This is a genomic window from Neobacillus sp. B24 (genome assembly GCF_055381825.1).
Genome location: NZ_AP035777.1, coordinates 3,022,077 through 3,046,255, shown reverse-complemented (window position 1 = coordinate 3,046,255; position 24,179 = coordinate 3,022,077). Strand labels below are relative to the sequence as shown.

At 39.2% G+C, this 24,179-nt stretch carries 19 protein-coding genes and 1 riboswitch; of the genes, 17 read left to right on the top strand and 2 right to left on the bottom strand.

Going from position 1 to position 24,179, the window contains the following annotated elements:
- The first annotated feature begins 12 nt into the window (after window positions 1-12).
- The 7 genes from ACZ43M_RS14960 to ACZ43M_RS14930 all read left to right on the top strand — a co-directional run bounded on the left by ACZ43M_RS14960 (window position 13) and on the right by ACZ43M_RS14930 (window position 8,212).
- Window positions 13-1,194, top strand: a complete 1,182-nt coding sequence (locus ACZ43M_RS14960) for a CaiB/BaiF CoA transferase family protein (RefSeq protein ID WP_464503355.1) — start codon at window positions 13-15, stop codon at window positions 1,192-1,194.
- A gap of 19 nt (window positions 1,195-1,213) precedes the next feature.
- Window positions 1,214-2,359, top strand: a complete 1,146-nt coding sequence (locus tag ACZ43M_RS14955; protein ID WP_464503354.1) for a serine hydrolase domain-containing protein — start codon at window positions 1,214-1,216, stop codon at window positions 2,357-2,359.
- 36 nt (window positions 2,360-2,395) lie between these two features.
- The gene (gene fabG / locus ACZ43M_RS14950) at window positions 2,396-3,127 is read left to right on the top strand and encodes a 3-oxoacyl-ACP reductase FabG (protein WP_464503353.1); all 732 of its coding nucleotides are present in this window, start codon (window positions 2,396-2,398) and stop codon (window positions 3,125-3,127) included.
- A 78-nt stretch (window positions 3,128-3,205) separates the two neighbouring features.
- Window positions 3,206-4,066: a helix-turn-helix domain-containing protein gene (locus tag ACZ43M_RS14945; RefSeq protein ID WP_464503352.1), complete on the top strand. Its 861-nt coding sequence runs from the start codon at window positions 3,206-3,208 to the stop codon at window positions 4,064-4,066.
- A gap of 26 nt (window positions 4,067-4,092) precedes the next feature.
- The gene (locus ACZ43M_RS14940) at window positions 4,093-5,325 is read left to right on the top strand and encodes a CaiB/BaiF CoA transferase family protein (RefSeq protein WP_464503351.1); all 1,233 of its coding nucleotides are present in this window, start codon (window positions 4,093-4,095) and stop codon (window positions 5,323-5,325) included.
- 303 nt (window positions 5,326-5,628) lie between these two features.
- Window positions 5,629-6,795 carry a formate-dependent phosphoribosylglycinamide formyltransferase gene (gene purT, locus ACZ43M_RS14935; protein ID WP_464503350.1) on the top strand — a complete coding sequence of 389 codons (1,167 nt, stop codon included), beginning with the start codon at window positions 5,629-5,631 and terminating at the stop codon, window positions 6,793-6,795.
- A 145-nt stretch (window positions 6,796-6,940) separates the two neighbouring features.
- A complete protein-coding gene (locus ACZ43M_RS14930) occupies window positions 6,941-8,212 on the top strand; it encodes an L-lactate MFS transporter (protein WP_464503349.1) in 1,272 nt (423 codons plus the stop codon).
- A 796-nt stretch (window positions 8,213-9,008) separates the two neighbouring features.
- On the opposite strand, the gene ACZ43M_RS14925 is transcribed toward ACZ43M_RS14930, so the two are convergent.
- Window positions 9,009-9,473 carry a low molecular weight protein-tyrosine-phosphatase gene (locus ACZ43M_RS14925; protein WP_464503348.1) on the bottom strand — a complete coding sequence of 155 codons (465 nt, stop codon included), beginning with the start codon at window positions 9,471-9,473 and terminating at the stop codon, window positions 9,009-9,011.
- Between the two features lie 274 nt (window positions 9,474-9,747).
- Window positions 9,748-9,858: riboswitch (TPP riboswitch) on the top strand.
- 82 nt (window positions 9,859-9,940) lie between these two features.
- Between ACZ43M_RS14925 and ACZ43M_RS14920 the strand changes: the two genes are divergently transcribed.
- The 10 genes from ACZ43M_RS14920 to ACZ43M_RS14875 all read left to right on the top strand — a co-directional run bounded on the left by ACZ43M_RS14920 (window position 9,941) and on the right by ACZ43M_RS14875 (window position 22,473).
- Window positions 9,941-10,702, top strand: a complete 762-nt coding sequence (locus ACZ43M_RS14920) for a 3-oxoacyl-ACP reductase (RefSeq protein WP_464503347.1) — start codon at window positions 9,941-9,943, stop codon at window positions 10,700-10,702.
- Between the two features lie 1,190 nt (window positions 10,703-11,892).
- On the top strand, window positions 11,893-13,791 hold the full coding sequence (locus ACZ43M_RS14915; RefSeq protein WP_464503346.1) for a sigma 54-interacting transcriptional regulator: 1,899 nt from the start codon (window positions 11,893-11,895) through the stop codon (window positions 13,789-13,791).
- A 339-nt stretch (window positions 13,792-14,130) separates the two neighbouring features.
- Window positions 14,131-15,048, top strand: coding sequence for an HpcH/HpaI aldolase/citrate lyase family protein (locus tag ACZ43M_RS14910; RefSeq protein WP_464503345.1), 918 nt, complete (start codon window positions 14,131-14,133; stop codon window positions 15,046-15,048).
- Window positions 15,049-15,090: 42 nt separating this feature from the next.
- Complete coding sequence (locus ACZ43M_RS14905; RefSeq protein WP_464503344.1) at window positions 15,091-16,377, top strand: TRAP transporter large permease; 1,287 nt, start codon at window positions 15,091-15,093, stop codon at window positions 16,375-16,377.
- Window positions 16,378-16,434: 57 nt separating this feature from the next.
- Window positions 16,435-17,799, top strand: a complete 1,365-nt coding sequence (locus ACZ43M_RS14900) for an MmgE/PrpD family protein (protein WP_464503343.1) — start codon at window positions 16,435-16,437, stop codon at window positions 17,797-17,799.
- Window positions 17,800-17,854: 55 nt separating this feature from the next.
- Window positions 17,855-18,322 carry a MaoC family dehydratase gene (locus ACZ43M_RS14895; RefSeq protein WP_464503342.1) on the top strand — a complete coding sequence of 156 codons (468 nt, stop codon included), beginning with the start codon at window positions 17,855-17,857 and terminating at the stop codon, window positions 18,320-18,322.
- Between the two features lie 56 nt (window positions 18,323-18,378).
- Window positions 18,379-19,545 (top strand): acyl-CoA dehydrogenase family protein, encoded by a 1,167-nt coding sequence (locus ACZ43M_RS14890; protein ID WP_464503341.1) that lies wholly within the window; start codon window positions 18,379-18,381, stop codon window positions 19,543-19,545.
- Between the two features lie 48 nt (window positions 19,546-19,593).
- Window positions 19,594-20,094, top strand: a complete 501-nt coding sequence (locus ACZ43M_RS14885; RefSeq protein WP_464503340.1) for a MaoC family dehydratase — start codon at window positions 19,594-19,596, stop codon at window positions 20,092-20,094.
- Between the two features lie 37 nt (window positions 20,095-20,131).
- Window positions 20,132-21,199 (top strand): TRAP transporter substrate-binding protein DctP, encoded by a 1,068-nt coding sequence (gene dctP / locus ACZ43M_RS14880; protein WP_464503339.1) that lies wholly within the window; start codon window positions 20,132-20,134, stop codon window positions 21,197-21,199.
- An 89-nt stretch (window positions 21,200-21,288) separates the two neighbouring features.
- A complete protein-coding gene (locus tag ACZ43M_RS14875; protein WP_464503338.1) occupies window positions 21,289-22,473 on the top strand; it encodes a CaiB/BaiF CoA transferase family protein in 1,185 nt (394 codons plus the stop codon).
- A gap of 256 nt (window positions 22,474-22,729) precedes the next feature.
- Here the strand turns inward: ACZ43M_RS14875 and ACZ43M_RS14870 are convergent, their stop codons facing one another.
- On the bottom strand, window positions 22,730-24,166 hold the full coding sequence (locus tag ACZ43M_RS14870) for an IS6 family transposase (RefSeq protein ID WP_464503290.1): 1,437 nt from the start codon (window positions 24,164-24,166) through the stop codon (window positions 22,730-22,732).
- Window positions 24,167-24,179: the final 13 nt, after the last annotated feature.

The window sequence follows — 24,179 nt, the reverse complement described above, 5'->3', positions numbered from 1 at the left end:
GGGTTCATAGGGTTGTCAGAAAAAAATATTTTAGAAGGAATTCGGGTAATTGATGCGTCTACCGTTTTGGCAGCTCCTTTGATCGCCAATTTGCTTGGTGATTTCGGAGCTGAAGTGATCAAGATTGAACAACCTGGTAAAGGGGATCAAACCCGAAATTTTGGGGAAGGGACATGGAAGGTTACAAATCGAAACAAGAAGACGATTACGTTAGATTTTAGCAAAGAGATAGGGGTCCAACTATACTATCAACTAGTCTCCAAAGCTGATGTGGTGATTACCAATTTTAGGCCAGGAACATTAAAGAAATGGAAAGTAGACTACCCTGATTTATTGAAAGTTAAAGAAAACCTGGTCATGATTCATTTCTCAGCATTTGGAAGAAATGGACCCTACGCTGAAAAACCGGGATTTGCCAGGGTTGCCGAATCGTTCTCCGGATTAACTTATATGACTGGCTATCCGGATCGGAAACCCATTTTTTCAGGTTATCCCATCGCAGATGCAATGGGAGGGGTGTATGGAGCGTTTTCTGTCATGCTGGCGCTTTATCACTTTAAGCAGACAGGAGAAGGTCAACTCGTTGATCTATCATTATATGAACCTCTGATAAGAGTGATGGAGAACTATATCGTAGATTATGACCTGGAAGGGAAAGTTCCTGAGCGGAGCGGGACTTATAATCCTGTTGTTGCCCCAAATGATCTATATGATACAAAAGATAACAAGTGGATTGTGATTCCAGCCTCGACCCAAAATATTTTTGAACGATTAATGATGGCCATCGGACATCCGGAATTGGTGAAGGATCCAAGATTTCTTACCAATCAATTAAGAGTAAGAAATCGTAATCAATTAGACGAATATATCCTATCATTCTTTTCTGAACATACACTTGATGATTCTCGTGAACAATTGGAAAAGCACGGCGTTGCTTATTCTTCGGTAAATTCAGTTGCTGACCTATTTCATGACCCGCATATTCAGGATAGAGAAAATATTATCTCCGTTTTTGATTATGAGCTAAATAAGGAAATAAAAATGCAAGGAATCGTACCGAAGTTTTCAAAGACACCAGGCAAAGCCAAATGGGCCGGGGCGCCTTTAGGGTGGCACAATGACGAGATTTATAAAGGCTTACTCAACCTATCTGATGAGGAAATCGACAAATTAGAAAAACTCGGTGTCATTTAATTTGGATTGGGAGGAAACTATGGCAAATTTTGAAGCCCTTCGAAACTTTATGGATACGGTACCTGAGCTGGGCGTTTCTGGCATAGATTGTATCGTATATAAGGATCATGAGTTGATTTTCCGCTATGCGGCGGGTTACTCCGATATTGAAAATCGGATTCCGATGAAGCAAAGCGCTCTCTATAACATTTATTCAGCCACAAAAATGATCACCTGCATTGCAGCCTTACAACTCGTTGAGAGAGGAAAGGTTCTCCTCACGGACCCTGTTTATACATACTTGCCTGAGTTCAAGGATATGAAAGTTAAAAGTGGAACCTTTGTCATCAAACCGGCAGCCAGGCATATTCGCATCGTTGACCTGTTTACTATGTGCGCTGGTCTCAGCTACGAGTTGGATACTCCGGAAATGCGGAAACTGATGGCTGAAACCGGACGGGATTTCAGTACTCGGGATTTCGTGAGGGCTCTGGCAAAGGAACCTCTCCTGTTTGAACCAGGAGAAGGCTGGAATTATAGCTATTGCCATGATGTTCTTGGTGCTGTTATTGAAGTCGCTTCCGGAATGTCGTTTGGCGAATACTTAAAGAAGAACATATTTGAACCACTGGGAATGGAGGATAGCGGTTTTTCTGTACCGGAGGAAAAACGCGAAAGAATTGCTCCGCAGTATCAGTACAGCTATGAAACGGGCTCGGTCGTTCGGGTAAGCAGCGATTGCATTGGTGCTGCTGGATTAAGGCACGAAAGTGGCGGCGGCGGCCTGATCACGACTGCAGAGGATTACATTTTATTTGCAGATGCGCTTGCCTGTGGGGGTACCGGGAAAAATGGCGCAAGGATTATCAGTGCAAATACAATTAATCTCATGCGGAGGAACCAGCTTAAAGGGAAATGTCTCAGTGATTATCGGGAAATGGTTGTGTCCGAAGGGATCGGATATGGGCTTGGTGTGTCCGTCGTAATGGATTCTGCGGCAGCTCTTAGGCTTGTTCCTGAGAACTCTTTCTCTTGGGGAGGTCTTGGCGGGGTGCAGGCATTTATCGACCCGGCCAACAAGCTATCCTATTTCGTAGCCCAGCATACCTTATATTGCCCTAAGCATCTGTTTGAGCAAAAAAATGCTAAACATTCTTTATTCCAGTATATAAAAATAAATTACTAGCTTCATGGAACTATTTCATCAATTGGAGGAATGATTATGGGAAAGTTGTCAGGAAAATACGCCATTGTGACTGGTGGTGGAAAAGGAATCGGTGAAACAATCGTCAAACGCTTCTTGGAGGACGGGATTGAAGGAGTTGCAGTACTAGAGTATGATGGCAAACTCGTAGAGAACTTTGATGTATCTAGTGAGAAAGTCCTGCCTATCCAATGTGATGTGTCTGCCGATGAACAAGTAAAAGCAGCTGTTGCTCAAGCAGTGGAGCATTTTGGTACCGTTGACATCCTCGTCAATAATGCAGGCATCACAAGAGACAGCATGTTCCACAAGATGGGAGATGAAGCATGGGATGCGGTTTTAAATGTGAATCTAAAGGGAGCTTACCACCTCTGTAAATATGTCATTCCGATTATGCGGAAAAATGCCTGCGGAAGAATCGTCAATATCTCATCGGTATCCGCATTTGGTAATGTCGGGCAAACCAATTACGCTGCCTCAAAAGCCGGTTTAATTGGATTTACAAAAACACTGGCGAAGGAAAGCGGCCCCAAAAATATCCTAGTGAATTGTGTTGCCCCTGGATATATTGAAACCGATATGTACAATGATGTACCTCAGGAAATTATTACAGAACATATGAAGCTAATCCCTTTAAGAAGACTCGGACAACCAGGGGAAGTTGCAAGTGCTGTCTCCTTTCTTTCCAGTGATGACGCGAGTTTCATATCGGGTCAGTGCCTCATTATTAGTGGGGGTGCGACAACTTGATAAATCTGTTTGCAGGAATTTTAGAAGAGGGTGAAGAAATATTATAATAATAACATTTTTAATAAGGTGATTGGAAAAATGAAGAATGATATGATCAATATACTTTGGTTGGCTAAAAGTGAATATCCGTCTGGCAGCAGTCTTAAGCCTCATAATCATGAATACTATCAGATTTACTATTGTATAAGTGGGGAAGGCGATTTTATCGTAGGGAATGATACCGTGAAAATGGGGAGGGGGATGTACCTTTTTACAAGACCGAACGATATTCACGGCATATCCAACACCCGAGATGTAGACGGAAAACCTTTACGAATGCTGGAAGTAAAGTATGTTGTTTTCGATAACGAATTTCAAGAAAGTCTCAACAGGATTCCAATTGTATGCCAAGGATCCGATCAGATAGAAGAAATGCTCGAGGTCGTTTTTAAAGAAGGAATTGACACACTTCCTTGGTATCTGGAAATAGCAACACATACTTTCATTGCTGCCTTATACTATATGGTCAGATTTCAAAAAATTGAAATATCGGCGAATCCCCAAAAGTCAAAAGTGGTGGAGAAAATTAAAGAAAATATCCAGGAAAATTACAAACATGAAATTTCTTTGGACCACCTTTCACAGCTTGTAGGCCACAGCAAAAATTATATTTGTAAAACATTTAAAGAAAATACCGGTATGACTATTAATCTATATCTCAACAAAGTAAGAATCGATAAAGCGGCGGAGTTGCTGGTTAACTCCAATTTGGATATAGCCGATATTAGCGGTACTGTTGGCTACAATAACATCTATCATTTTATTAAGACGTTTAAAAAAATTGTCGGAACTTCACCGGGAAACTTCCGTAAAAATGAACTCAGCGGCAAAGCGCTTGTGAGCTCTAAAGTAAGAGCGATTGCTACCATTCCTGCACAACAGGCGAGGAATGATGTATAGACATTCTAAAAAATGAGGTGACAATTATGACTGTTCTATCTGGAGTAAGAGTTTTAGATTTAACCCATTATATTGCGGGACCCTATTGCAGCCAAATGCTTGCTGATTATGGTGCCGATGTCATAAAGATTGAACGGCTAGAAGGAGAAGTTGGAAGAACGTCCGCCCCGATGCAAGATGATGTCAGTTTGTATTTTGCCTCAGAAAATCGCAATAAGAGAAGCATTTCATTGGACTTAAAGAGTTCAAAAGGGAAAGAGATTCTTCACCGCCTCATAGAAAATGCAGATGTTTTGGTTACCAATTATGGTTCTAATGTACCCGAGAAATTAGGTTTTGGTTATGAAACCATATCCGCGATCAATCCGAAAATAAGTATGGTTCATATTACTGGGTTTGGGACAACCGGCCCTTACCGGGATTACGGTGCCTATGATGGAGTCATTCAGTCCATGAGTGGCTTAGCGGAACTAACAGGACATCAGGATGGTCCGCCTACCTATGTTGGATTTTTTATTGCCGATCATATTGCAGGTTTGCAAGCGACATTAGGGACGGTGTTAGCCTTGTTTCATAAAGAAAGAACTGGAAATGGCCGCTTGGTGGATATAAGTATGCTTGATGGATTGGTATCATTGTTAGGGTTTAGTGTTGCTGAAGCAAAGTTACATGGCATCAAAACACAAAGGTGGGGAACGAGTGATCGTTTCCAATATTCGAAAGCATTCCCTACCACTGATGGGTATGTATTTTTGGGAGCCTATATTAATGCCCCTGAGAAAAAGTGGATGGAATTAGCTAAACTAATAGGCAAAAGTGAATGGGCTCAAAGTGATTCGCCATTCTTGAAAGAAGAAGAAAGATTCAAAAACAGAAAAAATGTGGATAAGACGATTGCGGACTGGACGATTAAACATACAAAAGAAGAAGCTTTTCAACTTTTACAACAAGCGGGTATTGCCAGTAGTCCTGTCAATAATTTAGAAGAAGTCATTAAAAATCCGCAAATCCAACACAGGGAAATGATTCAAACTTTAAATGTTGAGGATATTGATGTGCCTGTTCCTGGTCCTGCTATTAAGATACAAGGAAATCCTGTAAAAGAGTTTACCCTCCCTCCAGCACTAGGTGAACATTCAGAGGAGATTTTATCTCAATTGGGCTTTTCTGACAAAGAAATAAAGGATTTAATCGCCAACAATATTGTTAGAACTGCAACCAATGATAGTCGTAATAGTCATCTGAATTTACAAACATAATGTCATTCATTATAGAACGATAGGGGTTGGATTGGGAGTAGATGTTTCAAATCTGACCAGGTGAACAGGAAAGTCAATGAGATTATTGTGAAAATTATATCTTGATTACATGAAGAGAGACATCGAGTGTGTCTCTCTTTCTCTTTTTTCTCTTTAAAAAGCGGAACGCTCATTATCTATTTTTACGAACAAAATTATTAATTAAATATTTATTGTTCGTGTTTTGAGGAAAATTTCCACTTGAAACATGCTTTAATATACGTTATTATAGTCAAAAGACAAACAATAAGGGGTTGTACATAAGTGTTTGGTATCAAGGCGAAAAAGATTATGCTGCTTGGCTCTGGTGAGCTGGGAAAAGAGACCATCATTGAGGCTCAGCGTTTAGGGCTTGAGAGCATTGCCATAGACCGTTACGAAAACGCGCCGGCGATGCAGGTGGCCCACCGTTCCTATGTGGTGGACATGCTTGATGGTGGTGAGCTTCGAAGAGTAATTGAGCAAGAGCAACCAGATTTAATTGTTCCTGAAATCGAGGCAATTGCAACTGAGACATTATTTGACCTTGAAAAAGAAGGGTTCCATATCGTTCCAACAGCGAAAGCGGTCAACCTGACGATGGACAGGGAAGGCATTCGTCGATTGGCAAGTGAAGAACTCGGGCTTCCGACAGCGAAATATGCTTTTGCCAACTCTTTAGAAGAGTTAAGGAATGCAGTCCAAGAAATCGGAACACCCTGCGTGATTAAACCCATCATGAGCTCTTCGGGAAAAGGGCAAACCGTCTGCCGTTCGAATGAGGATGTTGAATGGTCCTGGAATGAGGCCATTTCAGGGGGGAGAGCGAAAAAAACGAGAGTGATAGTGGAAGAATTTATCCAATTTGATTCTGAAATAACTCTCTTGACTGTCCGTTCCGCTTCTGGAACTACATACTGTGCCCCGATTGGGCATGTGCAAAAGGATGGAGACTATATTGAATCCTGGCAGCCACATGACATGTCGGCGGAACAAATTATGGAAGCGCAGGATATCGCAAAAAAAATTACCGATGCTCTTGGGGGTTACGGGGTATTTGGGGTTGAATTATTTCTTTCGTCAAAAGGGGTGTATTTCAGTGAAGTTTCCCCACGTCCACACGACACTGGGATGGTGACTATGGTCACTCAAGATCTCTCTGAGTTTGCCTTGCATGTGAGAGCCATTTTGGGATATCCGATTCCAGAGGTTGGGTTATTGAGAGCTGGTGCAAGTCATACGATTAAAGCAATGAAAGAGAGTAACAGTTACCAGATTTCCGGAATTGCTGATAGTTTATTGATCCCACATACACAGGTAAGAGTGTTTGGAAAACCGGAGACCAAAGTGGGACGACGAATGGGGGTAATTCTGTGCAACGGAGAAACGGTACAAGAGGCTAGACAACAAGCAGAATTAGCTGCATCAAAAATAACGATTAAATATGACTAATCACTATGCGACTTTTCATGGGTATTGCCGAGCTCGACCATGGCACTAAGTCTTATAGAGTTAGAGTTTTAGAAGTCTGGAATGCAGTTCGAAGAAAATTAACTAAAATTCAAAATCACAACAAGATGGAAAAGGGGATGGAAGGATGAAAACAAAAAATCGTTGGCTCATCGCACTAGCAGCAGTTGGTATACATATTTCGATTGGTTCGGTTTACGCCTGGAGTGTATTCACCAAACCGCTGCAACAACAGATGGGCTGGGACTTAAAGCAGGTTTCTTTTACGTTTAGCTTGGCTATTCTATTTTTAGGTTTATCTGCTGCCTTTTTAGGGCACTTTGTCGAGAAGTTTGGTCCAAGAGCAGCGGGAACTCTAAGTGCTGTGTTTTTTGGAGCAGGAATTGCCGGGGCAGGTTTGGCCATTCAGTTAGAGTCGTTACTATTACTCTACTTATCTTATGGAATGATTGCTGGTATCGGGTTAGGGGTTGGCTATATCACACCTGTTTCAACGCTGGTAAAGTGGTTTCCTGACAGGAGAGGTTTGGCAACCGGACTGGCCATCATGGGTTTCGGATTTGCAGCATTAATCAGCAGTCCGATTATGAATACTTTAATTGAAACATATGGCATCTCCAATACTTTCTATCTTCTAGGGGCAGCTTACTTTGTGATTATTTTTTGTTCTGCTCAGTATCTTGCTCCTCCGAAAGAGGGCTGGGTACCGAAAGGCATGGAAGAAGGGGCAACAAACTCAGGTGGGTTGAAAATCAAAAAGGACCTGCAGCAGTTAACGGCCAATGAGGCAGTTAGGACAAGACAGTTCTGGGCTTTATGGGTCATGCTGTTCATCAATATTACTTGTGGCATTGCGATTCTTTCCGTTGCATCACCGATGGCTCAAGAGCTGGTCGGAATGTCAGCGGCTGGAGCAGCCACAATGGTTGGCATCATGGGGCTATTTAACGGATCAGGAAGGATTGTTTGGGCGACGATCTCTGATTATATCGGCAGACCAAACGTGTACACCCTGTTTTTTGCTTTTCAAATCGTTGCCTTTTTTATGCTTCCAAATATGACAGTTGGCATTCTCTTTTCGATTATTGTGTATTTGATCATGACTTGTTATGGAGGGGGCTTTTCCTCGATACCAGCCTATATCGGTGATTTGTTTGGAACAAAGCAGCTTGGGGCGATTCATGGTTACATTTTGACTGCTTGGGCTGCAGCGGGGCTGGCAGGACCCATCTTTGTTTCCTGGGTCAGAGAAACGACCGGGAGCTATCAGGGGACATTAGTTATTTTTTCAGGAATATTTATTGTAGCTCTAGCCGTGTCACTTCTCATCCGTCTCGATATTAGGAAATTAAGAAAAATGAGTGAAAATTCAGTTGTGAACAACGCTAGGAATATTTAAAAACCAACAAAATATAACTTTATAGGTACTCACAAGCTAAAACACACTGTAATTCACGATAAAATTTTATAGGGTTCACTTAAAGGGTGCACGAAGACAAATTGACACACGAAATGGCATACGAATTGACGTATGCCATTTTTGTTGTCCTACCAAGGGTTTAGAGGGTGTTTCAAGAAGAATTAACAGGGTAATAAATAAGTTAAATAGCAAGGGACAATACTTATTGTACAACGAAAAATTAATGGCAAATTAAATGCCGCCAATAGAGCGTCTTGGCTACCGAAATGGTGAAAATCCAGTGAGTTCGGTCGCCAAAAGAGGGTCTTGGCTACCGAAATAGTGAATACCCAGTGAGTTCGGTCGCCAAAAGAGGGTCTTGGCTACCGAAATGGTGAAAATCCAGTGAGTTCGGTCGCCAAAAGAGGGTCTTGGCTACCGAAATAGTGAATACCAAGTGAGTTCGGTCGCCAATAAGGGTTGTTGGCTACCGAAATGGTGAAAATCCAGTGAGTTCGGTCGCCAAAAGAGGGTCTTGGCTACCGAAATAGTGAATACCCAGGAGTTCGGTCGCCAATAAGGGTTCTTGGCTACCGAAATGGTGAAAATCCAGTGAGTCGGTCGCCAAATATATGGATTATCGAGATGGTGATGGCTTAGTAGGTGAATAAATGGGTTTAAAAATCGTATTGCCACAAAACGCGGAAATCATACGCTATACAAATTCCGACATAAAGAAAGCAGATTCTTCCTAGAGATTGTTTTGATTGTCGGGATTATGATGGATACCTTGTTGCTATAAGTTTTTTTCTCTGCGTATTTTATTGAGTAATGTCCGACAGCCAGCTGATACAAGACGATAGGTTTCATCAAAATCATCTGTAAAAAATGGATCGGGGATATCCCTCCTGTATCTGGTCAGGTCGAGCAACCTAGTGATTTTTGGATGATTTGGCTTTCGAGTTATCCTGTAAATATTTTTTATGTTGCTTTCGTCCATACCGATAATATAGTCGAATTTCCAAAAGTCTTCTTTCTTTAATCGGCGTCCAACAAGCCCTTCAGAAGAGATATTGTATTTCTTCAGAATTTCAAGAGTTCCTTCGTGCGGAGGGAAGCCGATTTGCCATGAACTAGTTGCAGCGGAATCAACTGCGATTTTGTTTATTAATTTTTCTTTCTTTACTAAGTGGCGAAATATAGCTTCAGCCATCGGTGAACGGCAAATATTCCCTAAGCATACAAATAAAACATTGATCATGTACTTACCGCCTTTTAAATTATTTTTTTTCAATTTGTTAGACTCGAGCGGTGATAAGAAATTAACATACAATGCTTCGAGCAAATCAGTGCAATAAGCTCCAACTGCCAGGTAAAGTGCTCCTTTCACGCGTAATCACAGTATGTATAAAACAGAAAGATGGAACGGCGATAGTGCTAATTTTAAATTCTTTTCTAAGGTTGTAAGCAGAGCCAATTTATTGCTCATTTTATTATTACGGTTTAGAATGAATGTTGAAAGATTAAGAGAATAATTGTTCTACTAGGGGAGCCTGTGATGCAGGCTGAGAAAAAAGCTGATAACTTTTTGACCCTTTGAACCTGATCTGGATTATGCCAGCGTAGGGAAGTAGTTTAGCTCACTAATAAACTAGGCCCTTTTTGGTCTAGTTTTTTTTATTGAGTGATTATTTCTAATCTTCAGCAAAGAAAATGGAGGGAAATATTATGGAATTGAGTAAACAAACCGTTTTGGTCACAGGAGCAAGCAGGGGGTTAGGAGCTGCATTGGCAACCGCTTTTGCAAATGAGGGGGCCAATGTCATTGTTAACTTTTTAAAAAGTAAGGAAAAGGCAGAAGAACTGGTCAAACGGATAGGTAAAAATGCCGTTGCCCTACAAGCGGATGTTAGAGACAAGGAACAAGTAAATGAAATGGTGGCGAAAGCAAAAGAATACTTTCATACGCCAATCACCACCATTGTAAATAATGCTTTAATAGATTTTCAGTTTAATCCAGTTACTCAAAAAAATGTGTTTCAACTAGAGTGGGAGAAGTTCAACACACAATTTGAGGGAAGTATAAAAGGTGCTTTAAATACGGTTCAAGCCTGTGTAGCAGACATGAAGGAACAAGGGTATGGCCGCATTATCAACATTGGAACGAATTTGGTTCAAAATCCGGTAGTTGCCTATCATGAGTATACGACTGGAAAAGCTGCTTTACTTGGATTTACACGGAATCTGGCTAAAGAATTGGGGCAGTATGGTATTACGGTGAATATGATTTCTGGCGGATTGTTAAAGCAAACCGATGCAAGCAGTGTTACGACTAAAGAGGTGTTTGACATCATAGAATCCATCACCCCTTTACATAAGGTAACGACTCCAGAAGAATTGGCTGACACAGCCTTGTTCTTTGCCTCACCATGGGCAAGAGCTGTTACTGGTCAGAACCTGGTTGTAGATGGAGGTTTGGTAATGGATTAAGTATGCATCTATTTCGGCCCAAAAGCCGACCACCCTTAAAGGGAACGCTGGACCGGACATGTTGCTGCATGTTCGGTCTACTTTATTTATGAAATTACTAATTATATAATACCCTATTAATAGAGATATCATCCACAATAAGTATATATCTTATTTTTAATTTGTTAATCTGTGTGTTTTACATGTGAAAAGTAGTCCCCATGTTTGATTAACCCTGCATGAGATTATTTAAGAATGTGGGGGAAATTAGAGAGTTAATTACTTTGAACATGAATCAGAGGGACAGTTTTTTAATAACCGGGTAATTTTGATTAGTATTTGGGTAGATATCGATAAACCAACAAACACTTTGGCATTCTTAGAAGTATAAATCACGAATCCAAAATATAAAGGGATTAATCAACGGCTGAGAGATGGAGGAAGGTCTAAACTTTCATCAATATATGATGCATAAGATTTACATAAACGCGAGTATCCGCATTATACATCAGTAGATCGGAAAGAAGAGTAATTTTGTTAATGGAGTGGCCCAACCTTGGGTTGCTATATTTTATTTCAGTCCTCGATAAAAGCACGAATTATTTTCATATCAATTTATTTGCGAGTTTATTTAAAATATTGTATAAATACCTCTAATTATTTTGATAAAATGAATATTACTATAGAGGGGTCTTTTGTATTTCAGTTAAAGCTACAAACGTTTCTGGATTAAGCGGGAAAGTGTTTGTTACCCCGAAAATTCCAGAAAAGAAGCTGAATAACGCCATATTATCTGCAATTGCAAATGACGTTGACCAGGATAATATGTTGCGGTCGCCGATACTTCTTTATTTGGCAATGTGTAAAAAAGGTTGTGTTTTCCTCGGAGATTTGAATATTTTTGACTAATTAAAGCTATAGTGAGTCATACTTTTGAATAACTCTAAGAACAATTCGAACATGAATATTCAGAATATGCAGAATGTTCCCTTGATTATAAATTTCGTTTTATATATTATTATTATTATAGCCAATAACTTCTTCTTTAATAGAGTAATGATGTTGCGTCTGAGATACCCCTATTTTTGTCACTTTTAAAATTTATTCAAGAGTAAAATTGTTATTGCGGTTTGTCACTTTAGTTTTTTGGGTTATCTTTTAAATGCGACACAATAAAATAAACAATAATTATAGAAAAAGGAGCGCGTGAAGTGTCTACTAAAATACTAGTAATTACTTATAAGCTTCTTTCAGATTTGGTATACGAAGTATTAGAAATTCTCAACCTGCCAATTGAAGTAAAAGTGCTTGAAGTAGATTATAGACAAATAGATGTTAATTTGGGTAATTTATCAGAATTTGATTTAATTATCACAAGTGGGGCTCATCTGGAGATTATTAAGAAAGAATTTAGAGAATTATTATATATGGCACCGATTTATCCTTTGCAATTCTCTGAGGCCGACCTAATTAAAGCCCTTGCGCGAGCGAAAACGTTTGGGAACAAAATCATTTTAATGTACTACAGTCAGAAGGAATATAATCTTGAGAGCTATGCTGATTTATTTAATATCGAAATATTAAGAGTGCCTTTTTCAGATTTTAAAGATCTTGAGCCAATTTTAATAAAATATAGGCAGGATGGCTTTAATACCGTAATTGGAACAAGCGGGGTTTGTGAAGCTGCGAATAATCTTAACTTAAATAGTGTATTAATATATTCCATGGATTCTCTTAAAATGGAATTAATGAAAGCATACCAACTCGCATCTACCCGTAAAAAAATGATGGAATACGAAAAAATAAATAAAATCTTTTTTGAACATTCAAATGATGCTGTATTTCACCTTGATTCAAAATTTAACATAATCAAAATTAATAAGTTTGGTATTAAATTCCTTGGAAGAACATCAAAAGAGGACGTTGTTGGAAGAAGGATTGATACCATTATTGATATTCCCATGGATATCAATAGCCAAAGGAAAGTAGAAACGTTTTCAGCTAATCAAAACCTCGAATGTATCACCATTCCATTGTTTTTACATGAAGAAATCAATGGCTATATTACTCTCATCAAAAATAGTAAAACGAATCTAAATCCCAAAAATAATAAAACATTTACCTCAAAATATAACTTTAATGACATTATCGTTCATTCCAGTATTATGAAAAAAGTGATTGTAAAATCCCAGCAGTATGCCCAATCGAGTGCACCCATTTTTATACTCGGGGAATCGGGAACAGGCAAAGAATTATTGGCTCATAGTATTCATCAGTGTAGTTCGTTGAAAGATGCATCCTTTTTACCTGTGAATTGTGCTGCAATTCCTAAAGATATTCTTGAAAGTGAGCTTTTTGGATACGAAGAAGGTGCTTTTACAGGTGCACGAAAGGGAGGAAAGCCTGGTTATTTTGAATTAGCAAATGGCGGTACCATTTTTTTAGATGAAATCGGTGATATGCCAATCGAGACTCAAACAAAACTATTAAGAGTTCTTCAGGAAAAAGAAATCATAAGATTAGGTGGTAAAGATGTTATTCGTTTAGATGTCAGAATCATAACAGCAACCAATAAGATACTACCTGATTTAATTAAACAAAACCTTTTTCGAGAGGATTTATATTACCGTATCAATGTCCTTCAGTTAACTGTACCACCGCTTAGAGACCGTAAAGAGGACATTGTCCCTTTATTCAGGCATTTACTATTAAAGTATGGATTGACCCAGGAACAAATTGAAGTAATCCTAACCATTGGAAAAAAACATGTAACTTCGTACAGTTGGCCAGGGAATATTAGGGAATTGGAAAATTTTGCACAAAGAATCTCTGTTGTAAGTTCCAATATAACCACTGCAACATTTGATTTGGCAAAGTATTTTGAGGATGAATTTCTAGAATATTTTTGCAAGGTACACCAAAAAACTATAAATGGAGCAAAAGAGTTAGGTAGTGATAAAGTAATTACAGACGTCTTGAGAGAAAAGGAAAAAATGGAGCTCATCAATACTTTAATGGCAACGAATGGGAGTAAGTCAGAAACAGCAAAAAAACTTGGAATTTCACGTACAACCTTGTGGAGAAAGATGAATTATTTTGGCATTATTTAAAAATTGGAAACGGACTCATTAAAAAGGGTAACCATTACCCTTTTTTTTGTCTTTTATGGAGAATCAATAAACAGTGTTGCAACATGTTTCAGTTTGTTTAGCGGTACATGTAACAATTTGAAACAGTATTATTGGATATTTATAATTTTACAAATTCAAAAGAACTATATTCATGGTATTTATGGACTGGTAACAACTTGGCACGGAACTTGCATTATTAAAGAATGTAAAATAATAAAAAAAGGTGGTGAAATCAAAGTTAAATAGATAACCTAGTTTTCTATTTAACTAATACTTATTAAATCGACAAGTATGCTATTTTGAAGGGAGATCGGTGAAATGAAAAAAATTAGAGGTAGAAGATGCCAGCTTTCGACGCCGGCTAGTAACATACGGATGATTCAAAAAGCTGTAAAATCAGAAGCGGATTTTGTATTTTTAGACTTAGAAGACAGTGTGGCACCGACTGAAAAGGAATCTGCAAGGTTAAACATCATAGAAGCTTTGAATACCTATGAGTGGGGAAATAAGACTAGAGCAGTTAGAATCAACAGTGTTGATACTAGGTGGGCCTATAAAGATATTATTGAAATCGTCCAGGAAGCTGGACAAAATCTTGATGTTATAATCGTTCCGAAGGTTTTTTCAGCGAAAGATGTCCAATTTGTAGATACCTTACTAACACAACTGGAAATGGAATTAAAACTTAATGAGAAAATTGGGATTGAATGTCTAATAGAAACGGCTGAAGCCGTAGAAAATATTTCAGAAATTGTCAAATCGACAGATCGATTGGAAGCTGTCATATTTGGACCCGGAGATTATTCAGCATCCATTGGCATCCCTCATGATACGAAATCAATGTCTTCAGGAAATACCTATCCAGGTCATCGATGGCATTTCGTCCTAAATCGAATACTAGTAGCGGCCAGAGCTGCCGGCTTACAAGTGATTGATGGGCCGTTCCCTTCGTATAAGGATTTGGAAGGTTATCGTCAAGAGGCGATATGGGATTTACAACTTGGTATTGATGGTAAGTGGGCAATTCATCCAAGTCAGATCAGTATATGCAATGAGGTTTTTACACCTAGTGAGCAAATAGTAAATAACGCAAAAATGGTAATCGAAAAATACGAAAAGGCAAAGCAGGAGGGACTTGGTGCTATTTCAATCGATGGAGAAATGATTGATGAAGCAACTGTAAAAATTGCCCAACGCATTTTATCAAGAGCTGGCATCCATATATGTACCACTTAATCTTTTCTGCTTTCAAATAGGTAACTGAAAGGGAGGATGTCATTGTTAATAGGAACATTTGTAAGCGTTTTAATCACTCTGTTAGTGATTGGAGTTCAGATTGGAATTGCCTTGGGCATTACTGGAATTGTCCTTATGTTTATTCAAGGTAATATTCCTTTCGATATCATAAGTCAGAATATTATGAAAAGTATCACTAACTATGCCTTTACTGCGATCCCTTTCTTCATTTTAGCAGGAAATTTGATTATGCACGGTCCAGTACTGACATCCATCGTGAACTTCGCAAGCAAATTATTTAAAAGAGTAACGGGCGGCTTGGGTATCGCCACAATGGCCGTCAGTACGTTCTTTGGTGCAATTTCGGGGTCCAGTGTGGCGTCTGCTGCAGCTTTAGGAGGAAGTACAACAAAGGCCCTTGAATCAAAATATCCAAAAAGATTTGTTGCCGGAATGGTAGCATCCGGAGGTACAATTGGTTTAATGATTCCGCCGAGTCTTAGTTTCATAGTTATCGGTGGTATTGTTGGCCTACCAATTTTAGATTTATTTAAAGCAGGACTATTTGTAGGAATTTTGGAAGGCGTTATGTTGATGGTAACGATCTACCTTTTATGTAAAATTAAAAAATGGGATATTGCCGGGCAAGCAGAAAAAGAAACTCCTAAGGAATATTTTAGAAGTTTAGGGAAGCATGCTTGGGAAAGCTGGGCCATTCTCTTGATGCCAGTCCTTATCTTAGGCGGAATTTTCCTTGGTATCTTTACACCAACAGAAATTGCGGCCGTCTCGGCTATCTATGCTTTGATAATTGTAACATGGGTCTACCGTGTCGTCACAGGGAAACAATTATTGGAAATCATTCAGAATACAATTTATCAATCAGGGATGATTTATTTAATCATCATAGGCGGAAACCTGGTTGCATTCATGGTTACACGTCTTGGTTTTTCGCAGTTATTAGTAGATGCATTTACTGGTATGAATTTATCTGCCTGGCAATTTTTACTGATTGTTAATCTTTTATTGCTATTCTTAGGATGCTTTTTGGATGGGACCTCTGTAATTCTATTAACAGCACCATTATTATTCCCTTTAGCCGAACATTTTGGAATTAATCCCATTCATTTTGCCGTAATTGTAACTGCAAATATTGAAATTGGTACATTGACGCCTCCGGTAGGATTGAATTTATTTGTCATGAGTGGTGTATCCAAAATTCCTTTATTAGAAGTAGCAAAGGGAACTCTTCCATTTTATGTAACAATGATTCTTTTCTTACTGATCGTTACTTACTTCCCTGAATTGAGCTTAATATTTGAAAAATAGCTCTATTATTGGATTTTTAAATTTTAGACTAAAAAAAATTTATTGGAGGTGGTTTATTTGCCAACCATATCAGAACAAATTGTCAGGAAGTCGGTGGAAACCAATTATCAGGCATTGCCTGAAGATGTTGTGGAAGTCGTTAAATCCCATTTGCTTGATTGTATTGGAATTGCGCTCGCCTCAAATAAAACGGATTATGGCGATAGTATTCATAAAACTTCGCTCCGGCTGGGGATGGGAACTGGCGCAACAATCATTGGATTTGGAGATAATGTTCCTACTTATATTGCCGCATTAGCAAATGGTACCTTAATCCATGGGCTGGATTTTGATGATACTCATATTGCCGGGATCATCCATGCCAGTGCCCCTATTGCTGCTGCTGCATTGGCGATAGGAGAAAATGAAAATGCTAAGGGAAAGATAGTCATTGCTGCCATGGCAAATGGATTGGAATTGATTACCCGACTAGGTGTTTTGGTAGACGGAAAATTACATGACAGGGGATTTCATCCTACCTCGGTACTTGGAACCTCCGGTGCCAGTCTGACAGCAGGATTAATCTTGAATCTTGATGAGAAACAAATCGTCAATGCATTAGGATTATGCGGCAGCATGTCTTCCGGTATATTGGAGCTTAGCGGTTCATGGCTAAAAAGGATGCATCCAGGCTGGGCTGCACACTCCGGAATCATTGCTGCTGAAATGGCAAGAGATGGGTTTAAAGGGCCAGCGCTAGTATTTGAGAGTACAAAGGGTCTTCTTGCTTCCCATTTAAGTGAGGTACCTAAAAAATTATCTAAGATTGTCGAGCATTGGAATGTTTCATGGGAGACTAAAAACATTGCATTGAAACGCTATCCATGCTGCCATTTCACTCACGCCTTTATTGATTGTGCAGAGGAACTGAAAAAAACACACAACTTTAATTACAAAGAAATACAAAGAATTGATTGCAAAATCGGTGAACGAATGGTTCCAATTATCTTTGAGCCTAGGGAAGTAAAAATCCAACCTAGGATTATCTACGATGCCTTATTCAGCATCCCTTATGTGGTAGCCTCAATGCTTGTTAAAGGAAAGGTAGATGTAAGTACATTCTACGATGAAACATTTGATGATCCAGATGTTCTTGAAGTAGCTAGCAGGGTGTATTGGGAAAATGATCCAAATTCAACCTATCCTGCCCATTTTCCGGGAGAAGTTACCATTCATTTAAAAAATGGCCAGATTCTTAACCATCGCGTTGATATCCTTAAGGGTGAGCCGGAGAATCCTTTAACGCAGGAAGAGATAGAAACAAAATTTTTCAACAATGCAACAAGAGTCATTTCATACAGCAGAGCCAAGGAGGTCTGTGATGTAGTCAATCATTTGGAGAATTTCTCAATCAAGGATTTAATGAATTTATTAAAGATTTAAATTAGTGATATTAATACAGATAATTGAACTGAAAAAATTTCTCTTGGAGGTAATTATGGAAGTAATACGGATTAATAGAGGAATGTTATATGAAGACTTTGTGGTTGGTGAAGAGATTAAGCATCATTGGGGTAGGACCATGATAAAGGAAGATAGTATTCTATTTAGTAATCTGACAATGAATTATAATCCGATATATTTTAATGAAGAATATGCAAAATCATTGGGTTATGAAGAAATTGTTATTAATCCATTATTGGTGTATAACACGGTTCTTGGTTTAACCGTGGAGGATTTAAGTGAAGCTGGAGGACCCTATTTGGGTGTCGACAATGTGCAATTTTTTAAAGATGTTCATTCCGGTGATACGCTGTATGCAAAATCTGTAACGGTTTCCAAACGGGAGAGTAAATCAAGACCAGGTTGGGGAATCGTGGAATGGGAAACGACTGGTTTTAACCAAAATGGTGAAAAAATCGTAAAATATTCCCGAAGAAATCTATCAAAAATGAGAAATAGTTAACTGAGAACCATTTAAAATATTATATTATCAATTTCAATAATTAAGGAGGATTCAAAATGAGTGCTTATTTAACAGAGGAACATTTAGAATTACAAAGGATTGCAAGGAAATTTTCAGAACAGGAAGTTGAACCAATAGCCGATAAGTTGGATCAAGCAGGGGAAGAAATTCCGTTAGATTTAATTAAGAAAATGGCGGATTTGGGATTTTTAGGAATAACAATTCCTGAGGAATACGGTGGAGCAGGGCTTGATGCAACGGCGCTCTGTGTTGTAACGGAAGAATTGAGTAAAGGATGGCTTTCTGTCGGAAGCTTACCTGCACGAAATGTCATTACCGGAATGGAACTTCTTAAATATGGTACAAAAGATCAAATTGAACGCTATATGAGCAAAATTGCCACGGGTGAATTTTTAACGGCTTCTAGCGGTACAGAACCTACAGCCGGATCTGACGCCAAGAATTTGAAAACGGTTGCAAAAAAAGCAGGAAATAAATATGTCTTAAACGGAACCAAAATGTGGACTACACATGCTGACCAGGCCAATTTGTTATTTGTATATGCCCTGACAGATCCTGATGCACAACCAAAGCACAGGGGCATCAGCTGTTTCATGGTTGAAAAAGAACCTGGATCGAAGTTTTCCCCTCCTCAGTTGACAGGCTCTCGATTAGATACTGTTGGGTACAGGGGAATGCATAGCTATATGTTGTACTTTGACGATTTGGAAGTTCCAGAAGAAAATCTTTTGGGAGGAGAACCTGGAAAAGGTTTCTACCAGTTAATGGCCGGGTATGAAATTGCAAGAATTCAATTTGCCTTCCGTTGTATTGGTTTGGCCAAGGCAGCATACGAAAAGGCATTGGCTTATTCCCAGCAGCGGGAACAATTTGGGCAGAAAATTTCGAATTTCCAGGCTATGAGATTCAGATTAGCTGAAATGGCAACTGAAATTGAAGCTGCCAGACAATTAGGCTTTTATGCTGCTGACTTATATAACAAGGGTAAGCGTTGCGACCTAGAGGCAGGAATGGCCAAATTGTATGCGAGTGAAATGGCTATGAGAGTGACATGGGGGTCTTTGCAAATGCATGGTGGAAACGGATATTCAATGGATAACCCTACACAGCGTTATTGGAGGGACTCAGGTCTATTGACGATTGGGGAAGGAACAAGTGAGATTCAAAAAGAGGTAATTGCCCGCAGACTTCTACAGGAATAGAAACAATCTTATATTCAATAAATCACCTCTTATATAGGAGCTGGTAAAATGACGATTACAAATACAAATAATTATTTTGAGGATCTAAAGATAGGGACGAAATATATACATGTCCGAGGCAGAACCATTTCAGAGATGGATAATCATACAGTTACCTTAATGACCATGAATACTGCACAAGGCCATTTTAATAAAGAATATATAAAAGTGATGATGGGTGGTGCATTTCAAGAGCGGTTAGTGATGGGAGGCTTGACCATGTCTATTATCATCGGATTAACATCAGAGGATATTAGTGAAAATGCCATCAGGGATTTGGGATACACTCGAATTAGAAATACAAATCCAGTTTTCCATGGCGATACGTTAACAGCTGAGACTGAAATCATTTCAAAGCAGGATTCTTCAGAACGCCCTGATGCAGGAATCATCACCACCTTTACAAAGGGATATAATCAAGAGGGAAAACAAGTTTGGGAGGGAGAACGGACCCTATTAGTTAAAAAGAAACACTACTGGATAGAAAAAGATGCATCTTTATTGAAATAAGGCCAATAAAAAATCATTCCATTAGGAGAGGATTATTATGGGGGTTAATAAAGACTTGAAAAAAATAATTGCACTATCTTTTCTCTTATCCATATTTTTGTTGGCAGCTTGCGGAGACAAGACCAATTCAACAGAATCCTCAGACGATGGCAAAGGCAATCAGAAGCCGATTCAAGTTATTATGACCCATGAAAACACAACAACCCATTGGAAACATGAATATATGCAGAAGTTCGCTGACTTATTGAAAGAGAAAAGTAACGGAAAATTAGAACCTTTGATCTATCCAGCAGGTCAGTTATATACCGATAAAGATGCGATTGCCGCATTGGGAACGGGTTCCGTACACATTACCTGGCCTGTGACAGTTAATGTTGAACAGCTTAATGAGGCCTACGGACTTTTAGCATTGCCATTTGCGATTCCTGACGAAGTAATGTTAGGAGAGCCAGAGTATAAAAAAGAAATGAATGATTTATTAACAAGTATGTTAGAGGATAAAAATATTAAAAATCTTGGTCTTTTAAGGACATCAGAAGCTTTATTCATCTCGAAGGATATACGGATGAAATCTCTTGAGGATCTAGAGAATTTGAAGGTTCGTGTAACCGGTGGCCAGGCAACACTTGACATTCTGGATAAGTTGAAAATTACTGCAATTGGAATGCCTTCATCTGAAATGACAACAGCCTTATCGCAAGGAACAATCGATGCGATTTTTACATCCCCTGATGGATGGGCTTCCATTGTGGCAGATGCAGCAAAATACGGAGCAATTATTCCGAAATTTTATGTTGCCACCTATACGATGGTTGCAGATAATAAATGGTTTGACGGCTTACCAAAAGATTTGCAAAATATCATTGTCGATGCGGCGAATGAAGTGAGTAAGGAACAGTGGCAGTATGGTATCGACATGGATGCAGAAGCACTTGAAAAAGTAAAAGCATATGGAACAATGGATACCTTCTCTGAAGCAGAGCTGGATAAGATCGCTGAAAGAGTCAAACCAACCATTGAAAGATTTAAAGAAAAGTTCCCTGAAGAGTTTAATACTTTTATAGAAATTCAGCAAAAATATGGTGTAGATTGGCCAAGAAAATAATCCGAAAAAACTTATAATCTATATCGATATTAACCGCGTATACTGTTTCGGTATACGCTGGTTTATATCTTATAAATGAGGAGGAAAATATGAAGGGTCTAGAGGGGATAAAAGTAATCGATTTAACACAAGGGGTATCTGGTCCTTTTTGTACAAGATTATTAAGTCAAATGGGTGCTCGATGTATTAAGGTTGAAAGGCCAGGTGTTGGCGATTTAATCAGGCACTGGGATGATATTGTCCAGGGAATGTGTTCCGGTCATGTATGGGTTAACTATAATAAAGAAAGTATTTCATTAAATTTAAAAACCGAAAAAGGTAGAGAGATTCTTTTTAAATTATTAGAAGATGCAGATGTTCTAGTTGAGAATTTCGTCCCTGGTACACTAGAAGGCTGGGGTATTACTTATGAGAAGTTGAAAAGTCACAATCCGAAGCTGATTTTTTGTCAGATCTCAGGATTTGGCCAGGAAGGGCCATTTAGAGACCGTACGGCTCTAGACTTAATCATGCAAGGTGAATCCGGTCTGATTTTTACCAATGGATCACCAGAGGAACCGGCTAAACTATCTTTATCTATATGTGATATTTCCGCTTCCATGTATGCTACGACAGGAATCCTTGAGGCTTTATATTACCGTGAGAAGACAGGCCTCGGGCAAAAAATTGAAATCTCATTATTAGAATCAATCCTGACTTGGACAGGATATTTTCCATATATGGTTTGGTATGAGAATCGGCTGCCCAAACGAGTTGGACTCCATCATCATACTATGTGCCCTTATGGTCCTTATATGGCTAGTGATAATCAGTACGTTATTGTCGCAGGCGGAGCTGGAAGTTGGGACCAGTGGAGCAGATTCTGTGAATGTGTAGAGGCGACTTTTCTAATGGAAGATGAGCGATTTATGACTAATGAACTGCGCTTGCAAAATCAGAGTGAATTGGATGAACTATTAACCCACGCTTTTAAGAAAAAGACACGTGATGAATGGCTCGAGCGCTTTAACCAATTTGGAATCCCGGCAGGCGCCATGAGAGATTTAAAAGATGCACTCCAACACCCTCAGGTTGTTTATAACAATTTTATAAAAGAAGTAGAGAGTGCGAATGGAAAAGTAAAAGTTTTTGATTTTCCAGTTAAAGCTAACGAGATGGAGTCATCCTTAGAGTATGGACCCCCATTACTAGGTGAACATACTGAGAAAATATTAAAAGAAATCGGTTACGACGACCATTCAATAATTGATTTAGAAAGAAATAAGGTCATTTAATGGGTAGTGTCAAAAGTTCTATGAAAACTCCTTAAGGGGTTAGGTTCCTTTCCACATATTGGGTGCGTCGGCCCCGCAACCGCTCTTGACAAACACGCCAATGGTTTGAGATTCCTTTATCAAGGGCGACGGGGACAAAAAGAAGGCATGCCAAATAGCCCTTGGTATTTCCATTTTAAACCATTGGCAAGTTCGGTTTGTCAAGAGTTCGCTTCGCCGGTTGCTAGTGGGTTCAAGGGCTCTGCTAAACAAAAAGTTAGACTGTTTGTTCAATGATCCAATCTTGAGCTAAACCTATTAATTTAGTCCAGCGTGCAGGCATATTCGGTCGCAGTAAGAGCTCTGGATTAACCACTGGCACATTACCTTCTAACGCTGAGTGAGGCCGTAAAAAGTTAAAGTAAGCCACAAAAAGCGTCACAAACGAAACAGACCCATGTTCGGACCCAAACCCGTGTGTTGAGCGATAATTGCCCTTAAATGTGCGATTGAGTCTTTCAATCACTTGTTTGAGAGGCCTATACTCCTTTGATACAGGATCTTCATTGGTAAGCCCAATGACCTGAGTAATGTCAAAGTGAATATCATGCTGGGCGTAAAAGTGTTGGGCTAAGAGATATATCGGATTGCCGTCCACCACAAATGTAAGATCTTCCGGAATCTCTTTAAATTTCATTAGGACATCATCAATGGCACGGATTGCTGTCGCTGTATCTCGATTTGCTGACACTGGATAAGACAGAATGATCTTTTTTACCGCATCAAAGAAGAAGAACAAGTAATGCCAACGACCTTGAACCCTAATATAGGTTTCGTCCCCACAGAACTGATCAGAAAGCTCGTAGGGATAGTGGTCTACGTAAGGTTTAAGGATTAATGCAACTGCGTTCTCGTAATTTAAAATGCTTTGATGCGATATAGAAACACCATGGATATCTTTCATGAGTGCAGCTGTCTTCCGGGCCGAAAGGCCATAGTTAACGTGATAGGTTAAAATAAGCCCCAATGTATGTGGCGACACATAAAGCCTGGCCAAGTCAACCTTTGGTTTCTTAGGAGAAGCCTTTGACAATGGCTGAAAATCAATGTGGAACTGCCGGAAGATATATCTTAATTTAAAGGCTTGTGGATCCTTTTTAAACTGTTTCTTCTCTTTCGCAGACATGCCATTCAGTTTCTGCTGGTAGTAGGAACAGTCATTATTTTTACACTTGTACACGTCAAAGTCTTTTCGCTCTTTGACTTTCTCAAGGGTCCTAGAACAATGAGGACACTTCAAAATAGCCTCCTTCGAATAGCGATTTTTATCATTGAAAAGACAGGCACACACCTTACATTGAAACTGTCCTTTGCCTCCATTATTGGCATAAAGATAATCCGCTGGAGCACCACACTGCGGACATTTCATTGACTTGGGCACACATGCCTTTGTATTCGAACGCCTTTGAACAGGTTTTAGTTGTTTACCGTTCTTCTCCAGGTATTCGGTTAGGAGGCTTCGGTAATCAAGTTTCTGAATGGTTTCGATGATCGGAAGATCATCCACCTGGAGTTTACGATAAGGTTTATTTACAGGTTTTTCCTCAGGCTTTTCAAACATCCCCTTCCCAATAAGAAGGGTAAGTAATGTTCGAATTATTTGTTCTTGGTACTTAATAAAAGTTAATAAATAGGTTATAATTTGAGGGTACAACTTGTCACTTCCT

Excerpts from the sequence above, each read along its gene's own strand:
- ACZ43M_RS14955 (WP_464503354.1), top strand. The coding sequence starts at position 1,214 with ATGGCAAATTTTGAAGCCCTTCGAAACTTTATGGATACGGTACCTGAG.
- fabG (WP_464503353.1), top strand. The coding sequence starts at position 2,396 with ATGGGAAAGTTGTCAGGAAAATACGCCATTGTGACTGGTGGTGGAAAA.
- ACZ43M_RS14945 (WP_464503352.1), top strand. The coding sequence starts at position 3,206 with ATGAAGAATGATATGATCAATATACTTTGGTTGGCTAAAAGTGAATAT.
- ACZ43M_RS14940 (WP_464503351.1), top strand. The coding sequence starts at position 4,093 with ATGACTGTTCTATCTGGAGTAAGAGTTTTAGATTTAACCCATTATATT.
- ACZ43M_RS14930 (WP_464503349.1), top strand. The coding sequence starts at position 6,941 with ATGAAAACAAAAAATCGTTGGCTCATCGCACTAGCAGCAGTTGGTATA.
- ACZ43M_RS14925 (WP_464503348.1), bottom strand. The coding sequence starts at position 9,473 with ATGATCAATGTTTTATTTGTATGCTTAGGGAATATTTGCCGTTCACCG.
- ACZ43M_RS14920 (WP_464503347.1), top strand. The coding sequence starts at position 9,941 with ATGGAATTGAGTAAACAAACCGTTTTGGTCACAGGAGCAAGCAGGGGG.
- ACZ43M_RS14910 (WP_464503345.1), top strand. The coding sequence starts at position 14,131 with ATGAAAAAAATTAGAGGTAGAAGATGCCAGCTTTCGACGCCGGCTAGT.
- ACZ43M_RS14895 (WP_464503342.1), top strand. The coding sequence starts at position 17,855 with ATGGAAGTAATACGGATTAATAGAGGAATGTTATATGAAGACTTTGTG.
- ACZ43M_RS14890 (WP_464503341.1), top strand. The coding sequence starts at position 18,379 with ATGAGTGCTTATTTAACAGAGGAACATTTAGAATTACAAAGGATTGCA.
- ACZ43M_RS14885 (WP_464503340.1), top strand. The coding sequence starts at position 19,594 with ATGACGATTACAAATACAAATAATTATTTTGAGGATCTAAAGATAGGG.
- dctP (WP_464503339.1), top strand. The coding sequence starts at position 20,132 with ATGGGGGTTAATAAAGACTTGAAAAAAATAATTGCACTATCTTTTCTC.
- ACZ43M_RS14875 (WP_464503338.1), top strand. The coding sequence starts at position 21,289 with ATGAAGGGTCTAGAGGGGATAAAAGTAATCGATTTAACACAAGGGGTA.